This is a genomic window from Streptomyces liliiviolaceus (genome assembly GCF_018070025.1).
Taxonomy (GTDB): Bacteria; Actinomycetota; Actinomycetes; order Streptomycetales; family Streptomycetaceae; genus Streptomyces; species Streptomyces liliiviolaceus.
Genome location: NZ_JAGPYQ010000001.1, coordinates 7,163,464 through 7,177,888 on the forward strand (window position 1 = coordinate 7,163,464; position 14,425 = coordinate 7,177,888).

A 14,425-nucleotide genomic window follows, 5' to 3' on the forward strand; every position below is an offset into this window, starting at 1 on the left:
GGCCGTGCTACGTCGCCTCGGCCACAGCCTCACGCAGGCGCCGGGATCGCAGATAGCCGCAGGACGCATGGTTGTTCGGCGAGGGATTGTCCATCGCGATGTCGGCGATCACCTTCGCCCCGGTCCTGAAGTCGTCGGCCAGGGTGGTGTCCAGGGTGACGAGGTCGAGCGGGTCGGCGAAGTTCGTCCACAGCCGTACCGGGACGGGAACCTTCAGAGGCCGCGTGATGACGTCCTGGATCTCGGTGTAACCCAGTGGCGAACCCAGCGTGATGAACAGGGGGACCTCCTTCCGAGCAGATCCGGCCTCGCTCAGCACGTCATAGGCGACGACAGTGCCCAGACTGTGGCTGATCACCACAACGGGTCCGTCCACGGCGCCGAGGGCCCTGCGTAGCCGGTCCCTGATCGTGTCCCGGGCGCCGGTGAAGAAGTACCCGTTGGCATCCGGGATGAGGTGACTCAGAAGTTGGCGCAGCAGAAGGCGACGCAGCGGGGCGGGCAACGGCAGCAGCGTGGCGACGCCAGCAGCCGGGCGGGCGACCGCGGTCGGGGCGAAGCCGGTCGTGCTCGCGGCGCGGGCTGCCATGCTGATGGTCAGGGCGAGGGCGAATTCCTGCCCATCCGGTGTCATCTTGCCGAACGTCTCGCGAACCTGGGTGTCTTCGACGAGTGCGGTATCGGCGAACGCGTCGGACACGAGCGCCCCCAACGCACCGCCCGTGCCGCACGCGTCGGCCGCGATCGCGGCCGGGTGGTCGTGCAGCAGGTCGGCGTAGTAGACCATCCGAGTCCGCTCACCCATGTCCCGCTCGAACAAGTCCTCGTCCCAGGCACGCTTGAGGTCGTCCTCCGGCGGCTTATTGCCGGCACCATGCACATAGAGGAACGTCGCCGAGTCCGCGTCGATTTCCATAGCGGAATCCCCCTCCTTTTTTCCTCCGCGGAGCGCGGTCGCAGGGAGCGTCCCTCTCCGTCGAGTTCCAGTCAACCCGCCATTAAGCGTAGAGAAGACCGACGGGACGCGCGTTCGAAAACTCTTGATTCCTGCGGAAGCAAGAAATGAATCTTGACCAAAAGTGAGAGGCGGGATTCCTGCTCCCCGGGGCTGGCCAACGCGCTGCCCCCGCAGGATGCTGCGAAATCCGGAGGCGTGAGCCAGAGACAGGTGATCACCATGCCCGACGACAAACGTGCGCTCGATTATCTGCGGCAGTTCGGCTATCTCCCGGTCGAAGCGGCCCTCGGCTCCCCTCAGGGCCCGGCGGCCGTGCGGGCCTGCCAGGCCATGGCCTTGCTGCCGGCTGCAGGGACGCTGGACACCGAAACGGTCCCGACCTGGATTCAGGGCGTCAACGCAGCCTTATATCGACGGCCTGGGATCGGTGGGCATCGGTGGTTCCGCTGATATTCCGTGAGACCGACGGGGAGCCCAACGTCGAAATCCTCTTCGGTGCGCGTCAGCACGGCGATGCTTTCCCGTTCGACGGACCCGGAGGTGTCCTCGCGCACGCGTTCTTCCCGCCACCGAATGCCGGAACGCTGGCCGGAGACGCGCATTTCGACGAGGACGAGACCTGGCAGGAGGGATTCACCGGCAATGGCTTCGACCTACTGACGGTCATGGTGCACGAATTCGGTCACTCGCTGGGGCTGGATCACACCTCGGTGCCCGGTTCGACGATGAACCCCTTCTATCCGACACCGTCGGTCCCCGCCGCGGACGACCGCGCGGGGATCCGCGCGGTCTACCGGCGCCACATCTGGGTGGCGTCGCTCTACCGCGATGTGCTCGGGCGCCGCTTCGACGACAACGGTCTCGACGGCTGGGTCCGCAGCCTGTTCTCAGGTGCCGGTCCCCAGGATGTGGCCCGCGGATTCTGCTACTCGCAGGAGTACTCCGGACAGATCGCCACCGAGTTGTACTTCGCTCTGCTGGACCGGGCACCTGACGACGCGGGCCTGGTCGGCTGGCGCGGCCAGTTGCAGCAGGGCATGGGACGCCAGTCGGCCGTCGTCGCGTTCCTCGACAGTGCCGAGTACCGGGCCAAGTACCCGGCGGACGACGCGTTCATCGATTCCCTCTACCGCCGCCTGCTCGGCCGTCCGCCGGACGCCGGAGGCCTCGACTTCTGGCGTCGGCGCATGCAGGACGGCATGCCGCGCTTCGAGGTCGCACGTGGCTTCGTACTGTCCGAGGAGTACTGCCGCAACCACAGCCGGGATCTCTACCAGCGCTACCTGCGCCGACAGCCGGATGCCGCGGGATGGCGGGACTGGACCGACCAGCTGATGCGCGGACTCAACCAGCAGGACGCCCTGATCGGATTCGTCGCGTCACCGGAGTACCAGACCGCCGTCGAAGGCTGGTGGTAGGCGAACAGCTTCTGCTTGTCTGCTTACGCCTGCCTGCTTCTGCGTGTCTGCTTCTGAGGTCGCTGCGCACGGTCCGGACCGCGCCGGTACGCGGGGCAAGGGCCGGCACCCGGTGATCAGCGGGCGATCAGGTCGCGCAGGGCCTTGGCGATCGTTTCGGGGGCTTCCTCGGCCATGAAGTGGCCGCAGGAGACCGTGGAGTGGTCCAGGTCCTCGGCCCAGGCACCCCACAGGGCGGCCGCCTCGTAGCCGAGGGCGGCGCCCCAGTCCTGCTGGAGGACGGAGAGCGGCATCGTGAGCTTGCGGCCCGCGGCGCGGTCGTCCCGGTCGTGCTCGATGTCGATGCCCGCGGAGGCGCGGTAGTCGGCGACGATGGACGGCACGGCGTTGCGGCTTGCGTCGAGGTAGACCTGCCGGACGGCCGGGGGAATGGCCTTGGGGTCCTTGGTCCAGATGTCCAGGAAGTAGGAGAAGAACGCGTCCGAACTGTTCTGGATCATCTGCTCGGCCAGGCCGGGCGGCTGCGCCATCAGGTAGAGGTGGAAGCCCACCGCCGCCTGCACCCCGCGCAGCGCCTCCCACATGTCCAGCGTCGGCAGCACGTCCAGGCAGGCCAGGTGGGTGACGGCGTCGGGGTGCTCCATGCCGGCCCGGAAGGCGACGAGCGCGCCCCGGTCGTGCCCCGCGAGCGCGAACCGCTCGTGTCCCAGCGCACGGGCCACGGCCACGGTGTCCGCCGCCATGGTCCGCTTGGAGTAGACGTCCGGACCGGTCTCGGCGGGCTTGTCGCTGTCGCCGTATCCGCGCAGGTCGGGACAGATCACGGTGTGGTCGGCGGCCAGGTCCTCGGCCACGTGCCGCCACATCAGGTGGGTCTCGGGGAAGCCGTGCAGCAGCACGACGGGGCTGCCGGAGCCGCCCACGGCGACGTTCAGTTCCACGCCGTCGGCGACCGCCACCCGCTGGTAGTCGAATCCGGGGATGCTCTGAGTCATGGCTGACGCGCCCTTTCAGGTCATGGTGTACGTGCCGGTGCGAGGTGCGCTCCGGGCGATGACCCAAGACTGGGCGCCGCGAATCAGCAGCCGATGAACGTCCGCGCCCTCGGATCGAGCGGCCGTGATCCCCGCCGGCGCCGGTGTGCCGGGCCACCAGGCCGACGCTTGTAAGTTGGCCAGGTAGTCGAGACGAGAACGGACGACAGAGCGGTGCGCGTGACATTCGGAGTGCTGGGAGCGGTGACGGCCTGGGACGAGACAGGCCGGGCGCTTGTCCTGAAGGGGCCGCGTCACCGTGCCTTCCTCGCCAGGCTGCTCGTGGCACAACGCCAGGTGGTCCCGGTGGCCCGGCTGGTGGAGGACATGTGGACGGAGCCGCCGGCCAACGCGGTGGGCACGGTGCGCACCTTCGTCGGCGACCTGCGGCGGGGTCTGGAACCGGATCGCCCTCCGCGCACCCCCTCGCAACTCCTGGTGACCGAGGGCTCCGGGTACGCCCTGCGCGTCCCCAAGGACGACGTGGACGCATGGCGGTTCGAGAGGTCCATGAACAACCTCGGTGACGCACGCCCCGCCCGCGTCCTGGAGGTGCTGGACGAGGCCCTGAACTGGTGGCGTGGCCCCGCCTTCGCCGACTTCGGCGACGAACGCTGGCTGCGCTCCACCCGGTCACGGCTGACCGAACTGCGGCTGCACGCGGTCGAACGACGTGCCGAGGCCATGATCGCCCTGGGCAACCCGGCCGACGCCGTACCCGCTCTCGACGCACACGTGACCGACCATCCGTGGCGGGAGGACGCCTGGCGGATGCTGGCACTGGCGCTGTACCGGTCGGGACGGCAGGCCGACGCCCTGTCGGTACTGCGCCGGGCCCGCAGCATGCTGCGCGAACACCTGGGCATGGACCCCGGGCCCCGGCTGCGGCGTCTGGAGGAGGACATCCTCCGGCAGGCGGACCACCTCGATCCCGGCACGGCGGACACCACCGTCAACCAGGTGTGGGAACAGGCGACAGCCTCCTACGACGGCGCGCTGGGCAGCAGCGCCCGCACCCGGCTGGAGTCCACCGTCGGCCTGATGCGGGACCTCGCGGTCACGGGCGGCGGCGGTCTGGAGGCGGCACGCCGTCACCGGGTCAGCGCGGTGGCCGCAGCGGAGCAGCTGGACGACCCGGTGCTGACGGCGCGGGTGATCGGCATCTACGACGTTCCGGCGATCTGGCCGCGCGCCGACGATCCCGAGCAGTCACGCTGGCTCGTGGCCGCCGCGGAACGCACCCTGCGCTCCCTGGCCGAGGACACCCAGGACGCCGCACGCTGCCGACTGCTGTCGACCATCGCGGTCGAGTCACGTGGCACCCTGCCCGCGGACACGGCCGCGTCCGGCCCCCTGGCCCGTCCACTGCAGGCGGCCGGGCAGGCCGAGGAGATGGCACGGCGTCTTGAGGACCCCTCCCTGCTGGCGTTCGCGCTGAACGGGGTCTTCATGCAGTCCTTCCGCCGCGCCGGCCTCGCGGCCCGGCGGGACGCGATCGGCACCGAGATCACCACTCTCGCCGCGGCCCACGGCCTGGTCCACTACGAAGTGCTCGGTCATCTCATCCGCATCCAGTCGCGCTGCGCCCTGGCGGACCTGACCGCCGCCGACCGCCACGCCGCCGCGGTCGACGAACTCGCCGCCCGCCACGAACTGCCCCTGGTGTCCGTCTTCACCGACTGGTTCCGGGCACTGCGCACCGCCACGACCGGTTCCCTCGCCGCCGCCGAGGAGGCGTACGAGCAGGCCGCCCGGTCCCTGCGGGGTGCCGGCATGCCCGGACTGGAGAACGGGCTGCTGCCCCTCGCGCAACTGTGTCTGCGCCTGACGCACGGCGTGGCACCGCACGAGGAGCCGGGCACCGACTGGGGCCCGTACGAGCCGTGGGTACGCCCCGTACTGCTCGTGGAGGCCGGACAAACCGACGCCGCCGCCTCAGCCCTGCGCGGCATTCCCTCCCCTGCACGTGACCTGATGTTCGAGGCGCTGTGGTGTCTGGTGGCACGCGCCGCGGTAGCCGTGGGAGACCGTGACGTGCTGGCGCGAGCGCGGACTCAACTGGCTCCGGCCGCGGCGGAGGTGGCGGGCGCCGGGAGCGGCCTGATCACCCTGGGGCCCGTGGCGGACTGTCTGACGGCCATCGAGACCGCGCTGCGCTGAGGTCCGGACGGTCCGACAGGCGATCGACCCGGCGCTCCACGAGGACTTCCGCACCCTTCAGAACGCGTCCGACGATTCCTGACCCGTGAGTCGTCCATCCGTCCCGGGGCGCGGCGGGGCCGCTCACAAGGTGCCGTCCGGCACGGGCGGCCGGTCCTGGGGCGACGGCAGTGGGAGAGCGACCGTGACGGTGGTTCCGCCCCCGGGCGGTGAGGTGACCTCCACAGTTCCGTGATGGGCGTGCACCACGGCCTGGACGATCGACAGTCCCAGGCCCGATCCGCCGCGGGCCCCGCTACGGCTGGCCTCGGCCCGCCAGAACCGGTCGAACACCCGGCGCAGATCCTGCGGGGCGATCCCCGGACCGTCATCGCTCACTCGCACGACGGCCGTGCCGTGCGCCTCGTGGAGGGAGACGTCGATCGTGGTGCCGGCCGGGTTGTGCTGGATCGCGTTGCCGATCAGGTTGTTGAGGATCTGCTGCAGTCGGGGACCGTCCCCGGTCACCTGGACGAGGGCGGGGGCGTGCAGACGAACGGTGCGATCGGGGGCGACGACCCGGGCGTCCTCCACCACGTCGGCGGCGAGCCGTCGCAGGTCCACGTGGTCGGACTCCAGGGGGCGGCCGGCGTCCAGACGTGCGAGCAGGGAGAGTTCCTCGACGAGCAGCCGCATGCGGCCGACCTCGCCGTCCACCCGCTCCAGTGCCCGGTCCAGGTCGGCGGGGTCGGTCAGGCCGCCCTGGTGGTACAGGTCGAGCCATCCGGAGATGGTCGACAGCGGGGTACGCAGTTCGTGCGACGCGTCGGCCGCGAAGCTTCTGATGTTGTCCTCCGCGCGGGTCTGGACGTCGAAGGCGTCGTTGACCGCGACGGCGAGGCGGTCGGTCTCGCTGCGCCTGCCGTAGGTGGGCAGCCGTTCCTGGCGGGCCCCGGAGGCGATCGCGCCGGCGGCGTCCGCCATCCGCTTCAGCGGCCGCAGGCCGAACTCCAGTATCAGCAGCGCGGTGACGGAAGCTGCGACGAGAGTGACGGCCACGCTGGCCGACTGGCGGGAGATGAAGTCGGTGACGGTCACCCGGTCGACGTCCGTACGAACGGTCAGGATGACGGCGGACGCCTGCACCACTCCCGTCGGTGTGATGACGGTCAGGCCGGTGGTCGGGATGCGCCGGACGATCAGGTCCGGCACGGTCGGGTGGTCCTCGACCGTCACGACCTGGTCCAGCCGGCCGGCGGTCAGGTCGTTGATCTCGTCGGGCACACCGTCACCGGCCTGCTCGGCGACCTCACCGTCCGGGCCGATGACGGTGATGCCCAGGACCGGGGCGACCAGGGCGGCGATCTGGCCGCTGCGCACCGTCCGCGGCCCTTGGGCGAGTGTCTCGTGGATGCGGTCCCCGGCGTCTCTCAGGGCGTTCTCGGCCCGGTGTTCCAGGTAGGCGCGCAGCGTCAGGGCACTGGCGATCGAGTTGCCGATGAGTCCGGCGGCCAGCAGCACGAGGACACCGACCAGGATCCGGGCGCGGATGGTGACCGGCCGGGGCGGGCGCGGTACGGCGCGGCGGGGCCGCTTCACGTGGCGCTGCGGCGCAGGCTGTATCCGATGCCGCGAACCGTGTGGATCAGGGGTTCGCGGCCGTGGTCGAGTTTGCGGCGCAGATTCGACACGAAGCGCTCCACGACACCGGAGTCACCGCCGAAGTCGTACTGCCAGACGGCCTCCAGGATCTGGGAGCGGGTCATGACGTGGTCGGGGTGGGAGAGCAGGTAGTGCAGAAGCCGGTACTCGGTGGGCGACAGGTCGATGCTCTCACCGCCGCGGTGGACGGTGTGGCGCCGGTCGTCGAGTGCGAGGTCGGCGTAGCGGAGAACGCCGTCGTCCACCGCGGGGCCGAGGTTGCCGCGCGCACGGCGGACCAGGGCCTGCAGACGGGCGCCGACCTCGACGACGCTGAAGGGCTTGGTCACGTAGTCGTCGCCACCGAGCCTCAGTCCCCGGACACGGTCCTCCACGGCGTCCCTGGCGGTCAGGAACAGCACGGGTGCGGTGACGCCCCGCGCGCGGATCAACTGCAGGACGTCGAAGCCGTTCCCGCCCGGCAGCCCCACGTCCAGGACGATGACGTCCGGGATGTCACGGGCCAGGCTCGTGAGGGCCTGCGGCACGTCTTCGGCGAAGCGGACGTCGAATCCCGCGAAACGAAGGGCCGAGTCCATCAGATCGCGGATGTTGGCGTCGTCCTCGACGACCAGGACCGTGTCCGGGGAGTTCATGAAGAGATGTCCTGCTCGGTCTTGGTGGGCGTCGCCGGTGCGGGCGCCGGTGCGGATCGGTCCAGGCGTGCCCCCTCAACATCCAGGTCGGGCAGCCACTTGTCCAGTCGCGCCGGCAGCCACCACGCGGCACGGCCGAGCAGCGCCATGACGGCCGGCACCAGGGTCAGCCGGACGAGGAACGCGTCCAGGGCGACACCCACCGCCAGCGCGAGGGCGATCGGCATGAGAGCGGGATCCTGTTCGAGCAGGAAGCTCGCGAACACCACCACCATGATCAGGGCGGCGGCGGTCACCACCCGCGCGGCACGGCGGGCACCGCCGACGATCGCCCCACGGGGATCCCCGGTCCGTACGTACTCCTCGCGCACGGCGGAGACCAGGAAGACCTCGTAGTCCATGGCCAGGCCGAACAGGATGGCCATCACGACGATCGGAACGAAACTGGAGACCGGCCCGGTGGACGGCACACCGAGTGCCGCGGCGAGCCATCCCCACTGGAAGACGGCGACGATCACACCGAACGAGGCGCCGACCGACAGGAGGAATCCGGCGGTCGCCTTGAGGGGGACGGCGACGGAGCGGAAAGCGGCCAGCAACAGCAGGAGGGACAGTCCGACGACGACAAGGGCGAACGGCAGCAGGGCGGCGCTGAGCTTCTCGGAGACCTCGATGCTGACGGCCGTGCGACCGGTGACGGCGATGTCGCTGCCGCTCTCCTCGGCCAAAGGCGCGACGCGGTCCTGCAGGTCGGTGACCAGTCGGCCGGTCTCCGCGTCACGGGGCCCGGTGGAGGGGACGACCTGCACACGGGCCACGGCGCCGTCCTCGGAGTACTCGACGGGCGCGGTACGCGCGATGCCGTCGACCTCGCCCAACTCGTCGGCGACCTCCTCGGCGGTGCTCCTCAGGGTCCCGGACGGCGCGTCGCTCACCAGGACCACCAGGGGGCCGTTCGCTCCGGGGCCGAATGCCTCGGCGACCTTGTCGTACGTCTGCCGCACCGCGCTCGACGTCGGTTCGCTGCCCTCGTCGGGCAGGGCCAGCTGGAGCTGAGTGGCGGGAACGGTGAGCGCGCCCATGGCCAGGGTGACGGTCACGACCGTGCGCCAGGGGTGGCGCACGACGGCTGCGACCCAGCGGGCTCCCGCCGGGGGCCTGGTACCGGATCCGCTGTCGTGCCGCGTCCTGCGCGCCGTACGTGAGCCGGGCTTGGGACGCAGCCGCTCGCCCGCCGCTGTCAGCAGGGCAGGCAGGAGGAACAGGGAGAGGGCCACCGCGACGGCCACGGCCACGGCGGCGCCGAGCCCCATCGTGGTGAGCGCGGGAACGCCCGTGACGGTCAGACCGACCAGCGCGATGATCACGGTCAGTCCGGCGAAGCACACCGCGCTGCCGGCGGTGGCGGTCGCGCGGGCGGCCGCCTCCCGTACGGTGCGGCCCGCCAGCAGTTCGGAGCGGTGGCGCGCCAGGATGAACAGGGCGTAGTCGATACCGACTGCCAGCCCCAGCATGATCGAGAGGGTCGGTGCCTTCTCGTAGATGTCGAACACCGAGGCCAGCGCCGTCAGGGCGGCCACGCTCGTGCCCACGGTGAGCAGGGCTGTGATCAGCGGCAGGCCGGCGCTCAGCAGCGAACCGAAGGTGACGGCCAGCACCACGAGGGCCACCAGTACGCCGAGTGCCTCGCCCGGACCGACCGGCGGTCCGGTCTCCTTGAAGGCGTCACCGCCGAAGAGGACTTCGAGACCCGCGGCGCGGCTGCTGTCGGCCGTGTCCTCCAGGGCGTCGAGATCGGCCTCGGGAACGTCCTCGTGCTCCGCGGCGGAGAACCGGACCTGGGCCACCGCCGTACGCCCGTCCGGTGACACCGTCCCGGCCTTCACCGGATCCGAGACCGAGGTGACCCCCGGCACGGTGGCAGCGGCGGTCAACGACTCCCGCATCGCCCCCGCCGTGGCCGGGTCCTCGAACGAGGCGCCCTCAGGCGCCTCGAAGACGATGTCGGCACTGCGGCGGTCGGACGAGGGGAAGTGGCGGTCCATCTCGGTGAGGGCGCTCTGGGCCCGTGAGCCGGGGATCTCCGTCTCCGAGGTGAACGTGCCCGCGAAGCCCACACTCAGCGCGACCGTCGCGGCCACCACCAGCAGCCATACGGCAAGGACCGCACGGCGTCGGCGCGCGGCGAACAGCCCCCATCGATGCAGCAGTACAGCCATGGTCATCACTCATTCCGGTCAGGATCGGCAACTGGGCCTCATACGAGCCGCGGAACCTGACGGAACACCCACGCTGTACCTGACGGTTTCCTGACGGCCGGGGCCCGAGCGCGGGAAGCTGCGCTTTGCCTGACGGTTTCCTGACGGTTCGTGGCAGCGGGCCGATTCAGCTACCCACAGGCCGGTGGACCGCCCTAACGTCGTCCGTGTGCCGTGAACCCCACAGGCCCTCCCCCGTCTCGCCGACCTTCCCACTCTCACGGGCACCGCTGTGTCAGCGCCCGCCCGGTCAAGGAGCAGGGCCGGACTCCGGGTCGAGCCTCGAAGGAATCTCGAAGGAACAAGGAACACGGAGAACATGAAGACAACGCGAACACCGCAGGCGGCGGTGCCGACCGCCTCACCCGGTGCGACGGCCGTCCCGGCGCCGGCCGCGGCGGCCGGTCGTCTGCGCTCGTCCGCCGAAGGCGACGTCGGCCCAGGACGAGGACGGCGATCGATGAGTACTCGGCTCTCGTCGGCCTGGCTCCGACGCCGGCGCCGCGTCGCCGTGGGGCTGGTGACCATGCTGGTGGTCGGCGCCGGGGTGAGCGAGGCAGTCGTCCGGCACGCGCTGGCCGCACGGGTGGCCAGCGCTCTCGACGGCAGACTCGGCTCCGAACCCGAGGTGTCGTTCGGTTCACGTCCGGTACTGCTCGCCGCCTTCGACGAAACACTCTCCTCGATGACGGTCTCGGGACGCACCGACGCTGCCGGCTACACCGACGTACCGGTCACAGCCCGGCTGTCCGACGTCACCGTCGACCGGGCTCGGCACACCACCACCGTGTCCGGCTCCCATGTCACCGCCGACGTCTCCACCGAGGCCATGACGCGGCGCATGGCTTCAGGTGACGGCATGGACGCCGCCATGATCTCCGGCATCACCACCAACCCCACAGCGGGAACCCTGGATCTGACCGTCCAGGGCGGCCTGGCCACGATCCGGGTCACGCCCACCGTGGCCGACGGCAAGCTGGAACTGTCGGTGACCGGCGGCGAAGTACTCGGCTCCCCCGCCCCACCGGCTCTGCTGGACCGCGTACAGACGGCTGTCGACGCCCGGCCCACGCAGGACGGTCCGGAGCCACAGGGCGGGGCCGCCGCGCTCGGCCTCCGGCTGGCAGAGGTGACCGTCACGGACGATGGCCTACGGGCCGGTCTCTCCGGTGGCAGGGCCGAACTCGAACGCACGGGGACCTGACCGACGGATCAGTGTGCCCGTGTCTCAGGCCTCGCCGGCGGGTTTGCGGGGAGTCAGGCGGCGGACGAGGGCCAGCGCGGGACCGTCGACGAGCAGCAGGGCCAGCGGCCAGAATCCCAGTCCGGGGGCGGCCAGGACGAGCAGGAGGGCCACCGCCAGACAGGCGGCGTTGCCCATCACCTGCTCGACGACCTCTCTGCTGGGAGCCGTCTGCCGGGTGCCGGTCCGGTGCAGGGAGAGGGCCATGGCGGCGAGCGTGACGCTGGAGGCGAACAGAACGGCGACGTAGAGCGCGAGGACGAAGGGCTCGTCACCGTAGGTGCTGATCATCTCCACCGGGAACGGCAGGACGACGATGCACATCAGCCACAGCACGTTGATCTGTGCGATGCGGCGGCTCACTTTCTCCGTACGCGCGAACACCTCGTGGTGAACCGTCCAGATGCGCCAGATGACGACGAAGCTCAGCAGGAAGCTGCTGATGGACGCCATGTGGTGGGTGACGACCTCGGCGGCGCTGTCGCCGTCCTCCATGGCGTCGGGCACGAGGTCGACGAGCGGGATCGCCAGCAACGTGATGGCGATCGCCACCACGGCGTCGCTGAAGTACGTCAGCCGGTGCGCGGGCAGAGAGGAGCGTACGGCGGCTTCCGCCGTGGTGTCGCCGTCGTGGTACCTGGCGCGGGGATTGGCGTGCATGGTGATCGTTTCCCTGAGACGGAGGGGTAGGGCTGCGGACGTGACCGCTAGGACAGTGGCGATGGCGATGACCCGGTGGCGCGGTCAGGGACGTCGGCGCGCAGAGCATTCTCAGTTTTTAACTAAGTTAAAAACTGGTTGCAGAGAGAGTGGATCAGCTGAGGTAAGTTGTCAAGCATGGTCAAAGGGCTGAGCCGTGAAGGCATCGTGACCGCGGCCCTGAAGGTGCTCGACACCCAGGGCATCGACGGGGTGACGGTGCGCGCGGTGGCGGCCCAACTAGGGGTCAAGGCACCCGCGCTGTACTACTACGTGCACAACAAGCAGGACCTGCTGGACGAGATGGGCACCGAGATCCAGCGCCGCGTCGTGACCGCGCTCCGGGGCCACGTGGCCACCGGCGACTGGCTCGACGACCTCACCGCCTACGCGGGTGCGCTGCGCGCCGAGTACCTGGAACACCGCGACGGCGCCCGCACCTTCAGCGGCACACTGATCACCGACCCGGACGTCCTCAAGGCGCAGGAACCCTGGCTGCGGCGCTGGGTCGCCGCCGGCGTCCCGCCCGCCGCCGCTTTCGACGCCACCGAGACGGTCACCGCCTTCGTCGTCGGCTTCGTCATCGAGGAGCAGGAGCGGCTGCAGTCCTCCGCCGACCCCTCGCGCTACTCACCCCAGGAGCGCGACCGGCGGCTCGGCCCCGAGGTCCCCCTCGTCGCCGCGTCCGGACACGCCCGCGACAACAACCAGACACGCTTCGAACGCCAACTCAAAACCGTGATCACAGGAATCGACCGACAGCTCGACTCTTGAGCGGCGGTCCGGAGCGCTGCGTACACGACGAGGTCACAACGGCCTGCGGACGAGGCGGTCCCGTGTGGGGGCAGTCGGGTGCGTCTCCGAGGGCAGCCGTCGTGCCCTGCCGCCTCCTGACCGGGTGCCCGCGGTGCGACTAGCGTCCGAGAGTGAGCCTTTGGACTTCTCTGGAACCCGCCTCCGCGACCGTGGACCCGGGTGACAGTACGACCGTGCGACTGCGTCTGCGCAACACAGGTGATGTGGTGGACGAGTACCGCTTCGAGGCGGTCGGTCCGCTGGCGCCGTGGGCCAGAGTCGAGCCGCAGGTGCTGCGGCTCTATCCGGGGACGACCGGCTCGGTGGATGTGACGTTCTCGCCGCCGCGAACGCCGGATGCGACGGCGGGCCCGAATCCGTACGCGGTCCGGGTCACGCCGACCGAGCATCCTGACGCGACGACCGTTCCCGAGGGGAATCTGACGATCACTCCGTTCACGGAGGTGCGGGCGGAGTTGGTGCCGCCGACCGTGAAGGGGCGTTTCCGGGGGCGGCCGAAGCTGGCCGTGGACAACCTCGGCAATACGAAGCTGACGGCGTCGGTGAGCGGTAGCGACAACGGGGACCAGCTCTCGTACGACGTCCATCCGTCGAACGTGCAGATCGAGCCGGGCCGTGCCGCGTTCGTGAAGACGACGCTCAAGCCGCGCCAGATCATCTGGTTCGGGTCGAAGGAGTCCCGGCCCTACACACTGGCTGTCCAGCGGTCGGGGGTGGATCCGCTGGGTGTGGAAGGGACGTACGTCCAGAAGGGGTTCCTGCCGCGCTGGCTCGCCACCTTCCTCGGCATCTTCATGGCACTCGCCATCACCTTCGTGATGCTCTGGATCGCCTACAAGCCCAGCGTCCGCAGCACCGCCACGGAGAAGATCGAGGAAGCCGGCGTCAGCACCCTGGCACCCTCCCTCTCACCGACCCCCGAAGCGCCGAAGGCCCCGCCCTCCGTCCCCACGACACCCCCGGCCGCGACCGAGACGCAGAAGCCGGGCGGAGCGGGAGCCGGGGGCGGGGGCGGGGGCGGCGGTTCCGGGGACGAGGAGACCAAGCCCCCGGAGCGGACCGCGGCGACCGCCGTCCAGAAACTCGCCGCCCAGGACCCGACCGGACGGCACATCTGCTACCGGGTCTACGTGTCCGGCAAGGGCTGGACCGACGCCGTGTGCGACGGCGCGACGGCCGGCACCGTGGGCGAGGAGACGCCGCTCAAGGCCGTCAACATCGCCGTGTCGGGGACCAAGGGCACAAGCAGCGCCGCCTTCGTCCACAACCCGGACTCCACCAACGGTGAGGGGCACTTCCCCGACCCGTGGTCAGGCGCCGCCGACGGTATCGACAACTACGTCGGCAGCACCAAGAAGGACGCCCCGAACATGCTGGGGTTCACCATCAACGTCGGAGGCGGCAGCAGCAGCGTCTGCCAGGCCGCCCACGTCCACAACGACGCCTGGCTCGGCCTGGAATGCGACGATCCCAAGTCCGGGTTCGACTTCACCTACGCCGGCACCCACAACAACGACCTCTGGCTCGAAGCGATCAGGCTCGCTGTGTGAACCAGGGGGAAGG

General features: G+C 70.2%; 12 protein-coding genes. 6 read left to right on the top strand and 6 right to left on the bottom strand.

The annotated features are described in order from the left end of the window. Positions 1 to 7: 7 nt before the first annotated feature. Positions 8 to 916 (bottom strand): hypothetical protein, encoded by a 909-nt coding sequence (locus J8N05_RS30630; protein WP_210888653.1) that lies wholly within the window; start codon positions 914 to 916, stop codon positions 8 to 10. Between the two features lie 261 nt (positions 917 to 1,177). Here J8N05_RS30630 and J8N05_RS30635 point away from each other — a divergent pair, with 261 nt between their 5' ends. Together J8N05_RS30635 and J8N05_RS30640 are read left to right on the top strand one after the other, a co-directional pair. Next, entirely contained in the window at positions 1,178 to 1,408 is a 231-nt protein-coding gene (locus J8N05_RS30635; RefSeq protein ID WP_210888654.1) for a hypothetical protein, read from the top strand. After that, positions 1,366 to 2,376, top strand: a complete 1,011-nt coding sequence (locus tag J8N05_RS30640; protein WP_247706789.1) for a DUF4214 domain-containing protein — start codon at positions 1,366 to 1,368, stop codon at positions 2,374 to 2,376. Before J8N05_RS30635 ends, J8N05_RS30640 begins: the two co-directional genes overlap by 43 nt. A 116-nt stretch (positions 2,377 to 2,492) precedes the next feature. Here J8N05_RS30640 and J8N05_RS30645 read toward each other — a convergent pair whose 3' ends face one another. Next, positions 2,493 to 3,371 carry an alpha/beta fold hydrolase gene (locus tag J8N05_RS30645; RefSeq protein ID WP_210888656.1) on the bottom strand — a complete coding sequence of 293 codons (879 nt, stop codon included), beginning with the start codon at positions 3,369 to 3,371 and terminating at the stop codon, positions 2,493 to 2,495. Positions 3,372 to 3,584: 213 nt separating this feature from the next. On the opposite strand from J8N05_RS30645, the gene J8N05_RS30650 reads away from it, so the two are divergent. Beyond that, positions 3,585 to 5,570 (top strand): AfsR/SARP family transcriptional regulator, encoded by a 1,986-nt coding sequence (locus J8N05_RS30650; protein WP_210888657.1) that lies wholly within the window; start codon positions 3,585 to 3,587, stop codon positions 5,568 to 5,570. A 123-nt stretch (positions 5,571 to 5,693) separates the two neighbouring features. Here J8N05_RS30650 and J8N05_RS30655 read toward each other — a convergent pair whose 3' ends face one another. Genes J8N05_RS30655 through J8N05_RS30665 form a run of 3 tightly spaced genes read right to left on the bottom strand, consistent with a single transcriptional unit; the run spans position 5,694 to position 10,065 of the window. Further along, entirely contained in the window at positions 5,694 to 7,148 is a 1,455-nt protein-coding gene (locus J8N05_RS30655; RefSeq protein WP_210888658.1) for a sensor histidine kinase, read from the bottom strand. Next, positions 7,145 to 7,846, bottom strand: a complete 702-nt coding sequence (locus J8N05_RS30660; RefSeq protein WP_210888659.1) for a response regulator transcription factor — start codon at positions 7,844 to 7,846, stop codon at positions 7,145 to 7,147. The genes J8N05_RS30655 and J8N05_RS30660 overlap by 4 nt, the downstream gene beginning before the upstream one ends. Next, positions 7,843 to 10,065 carry an MMPL family transporter gene (locus tag J8N05_RS30665; protein WP_210888660.1) on the bottom strand — a complete coding sequence of 741 codons (2,223 nt, stop codon included), beginning with the start codon at positions 10,063 to 10,065 and terminating at the stop codon, positions 7,843 to 7,845. The genes J8N05_RS30660 and J8N05_RS30665 overlap by 4 nt, the downstream gene beginning before the upstream one ends. 499 nt (positions 10,066 to 10,564) lie before the next feature. On the opposite strand from J8N05_RS30665, the gene J8N05_RS30670 reads away from it, so the two are divergent. After that, positions 10,565 to 11,308: an LmeA family phospholipid-binding protein gene (locus tag J8N05_RS30670; protein ID WP_210888661.1), complete on the top strand. Its 744-nt coding sequence runs from the start codon at positions 10,565 to 10,567 to the stop codon at positions 11,306 to 11,308. 24 nt (positions 11,309 to 11,332) lie between these two features. On the opposite strand, the gene J8N05_RS30675 is transcribed toward J8N05_RS30670, so the two are convergent. Then, entirely contained in the window at positions 11,333 to 12,007 is a 675-nt protein-coding gene (locus tag J8N05_RS30675; protein ID WP_210888662.1) for a TMEM175 family protein, read from the bottom strand. Positions 12,008 to 12,184: 177 nt separating this feature from the next. Here J8N05_RS30675 and J8N05_RS30680 point away from each other — a divergent pair, with 177 nt between their 5' ends. Together J8N05_RS30680 and J8N05_RS30685 are read left to right on the top strand one after the other, a co-directional pair. After that, positions 12,185 to 12,820, top strand: coding sequence for a TetR/AcrR family transcriptional regulator (locus J8N05_RS30680; protein WP_210888663.1), 636 nt, complete (start codon positions 12,185 to 12,187; stop codon positions 12,818 to 12,820). Between the two features lie 152 nt (positions 12,821 to 12,972). Further along, positions 12,973 to 14,412 (top strand): hydrolase, encoded by a 1,440-nt coding sequence (locus tag J8N05_RS30685; protein ID WP_210888664.1) that lies wholly within the window; start codon positions 12,973 to 12,975, stop codon positions 14,410 to 14,412. Positions 14,413 to 14,425 lie beyond the last annotated feature (13 nt).

Excerpts from the sequence above, each read along its gene's own strand:
- J8N05_RS30675 (WP_210888662.1), bottom strand. The coding sequence starts at position 12,007 with ATGCACGCCAATCCCCGCGCCAGGTACCACGACGGCGACACCACGGCG.
- J8N05_RS30645 (WP_210888656.1), bottom strand. The coding sequence starts at position 3,371 with ATGACTCAGAGCATCCCCGGATTCGACTACCAGCGGGTGGCGGTCGCC.
- J8N05_RS30665 (WP_210888660.1), bottom strand. The coding sequence starts at position 10,065 with ATGGCTGTACTGCTGCATCGATGGGGGCTGTTCGCCGCGCGCCGACGC.
- J8N05_RS30630 (WP_210888653.1), bottom strand. The coding sequence starts at position 916 with ATGGAAATCGACGCGGACTCGGCGACGTTCCTCTATGTGCATGGTGCC.
- J8N05_RS30680 (WP_210888663.1), top strand. The coding sequence starts at position 12,185 with ATGGTCAAAGGGCTGAGCCGTGAAGGCATCGTGACCGCGGCCCTGAAG.
- J8N05_RS30670 (WP_210888661.1), top strand. The coding sequence starts at position 10,565 with ATGAGTACTCGGCTCTCGTCGGCCTGGCTCCGACGCCGGCGCCGCGTC.
- J8N05_RS30635 (WP_210888654.1), top strand. The coding sequence starts at position 1,178 with ATGCCCGACGACAAACGTGCGCTCGATTATCTGCGGCAGTTCGGCTAT.
- J8N05_RS30660 (WP_210888659.1), bottom strand. The coding sequence starts at position 7,846 with ATGAACTCCCCGGACACGGTCCTGGTCGTCGAGGACGACGCCAACATC.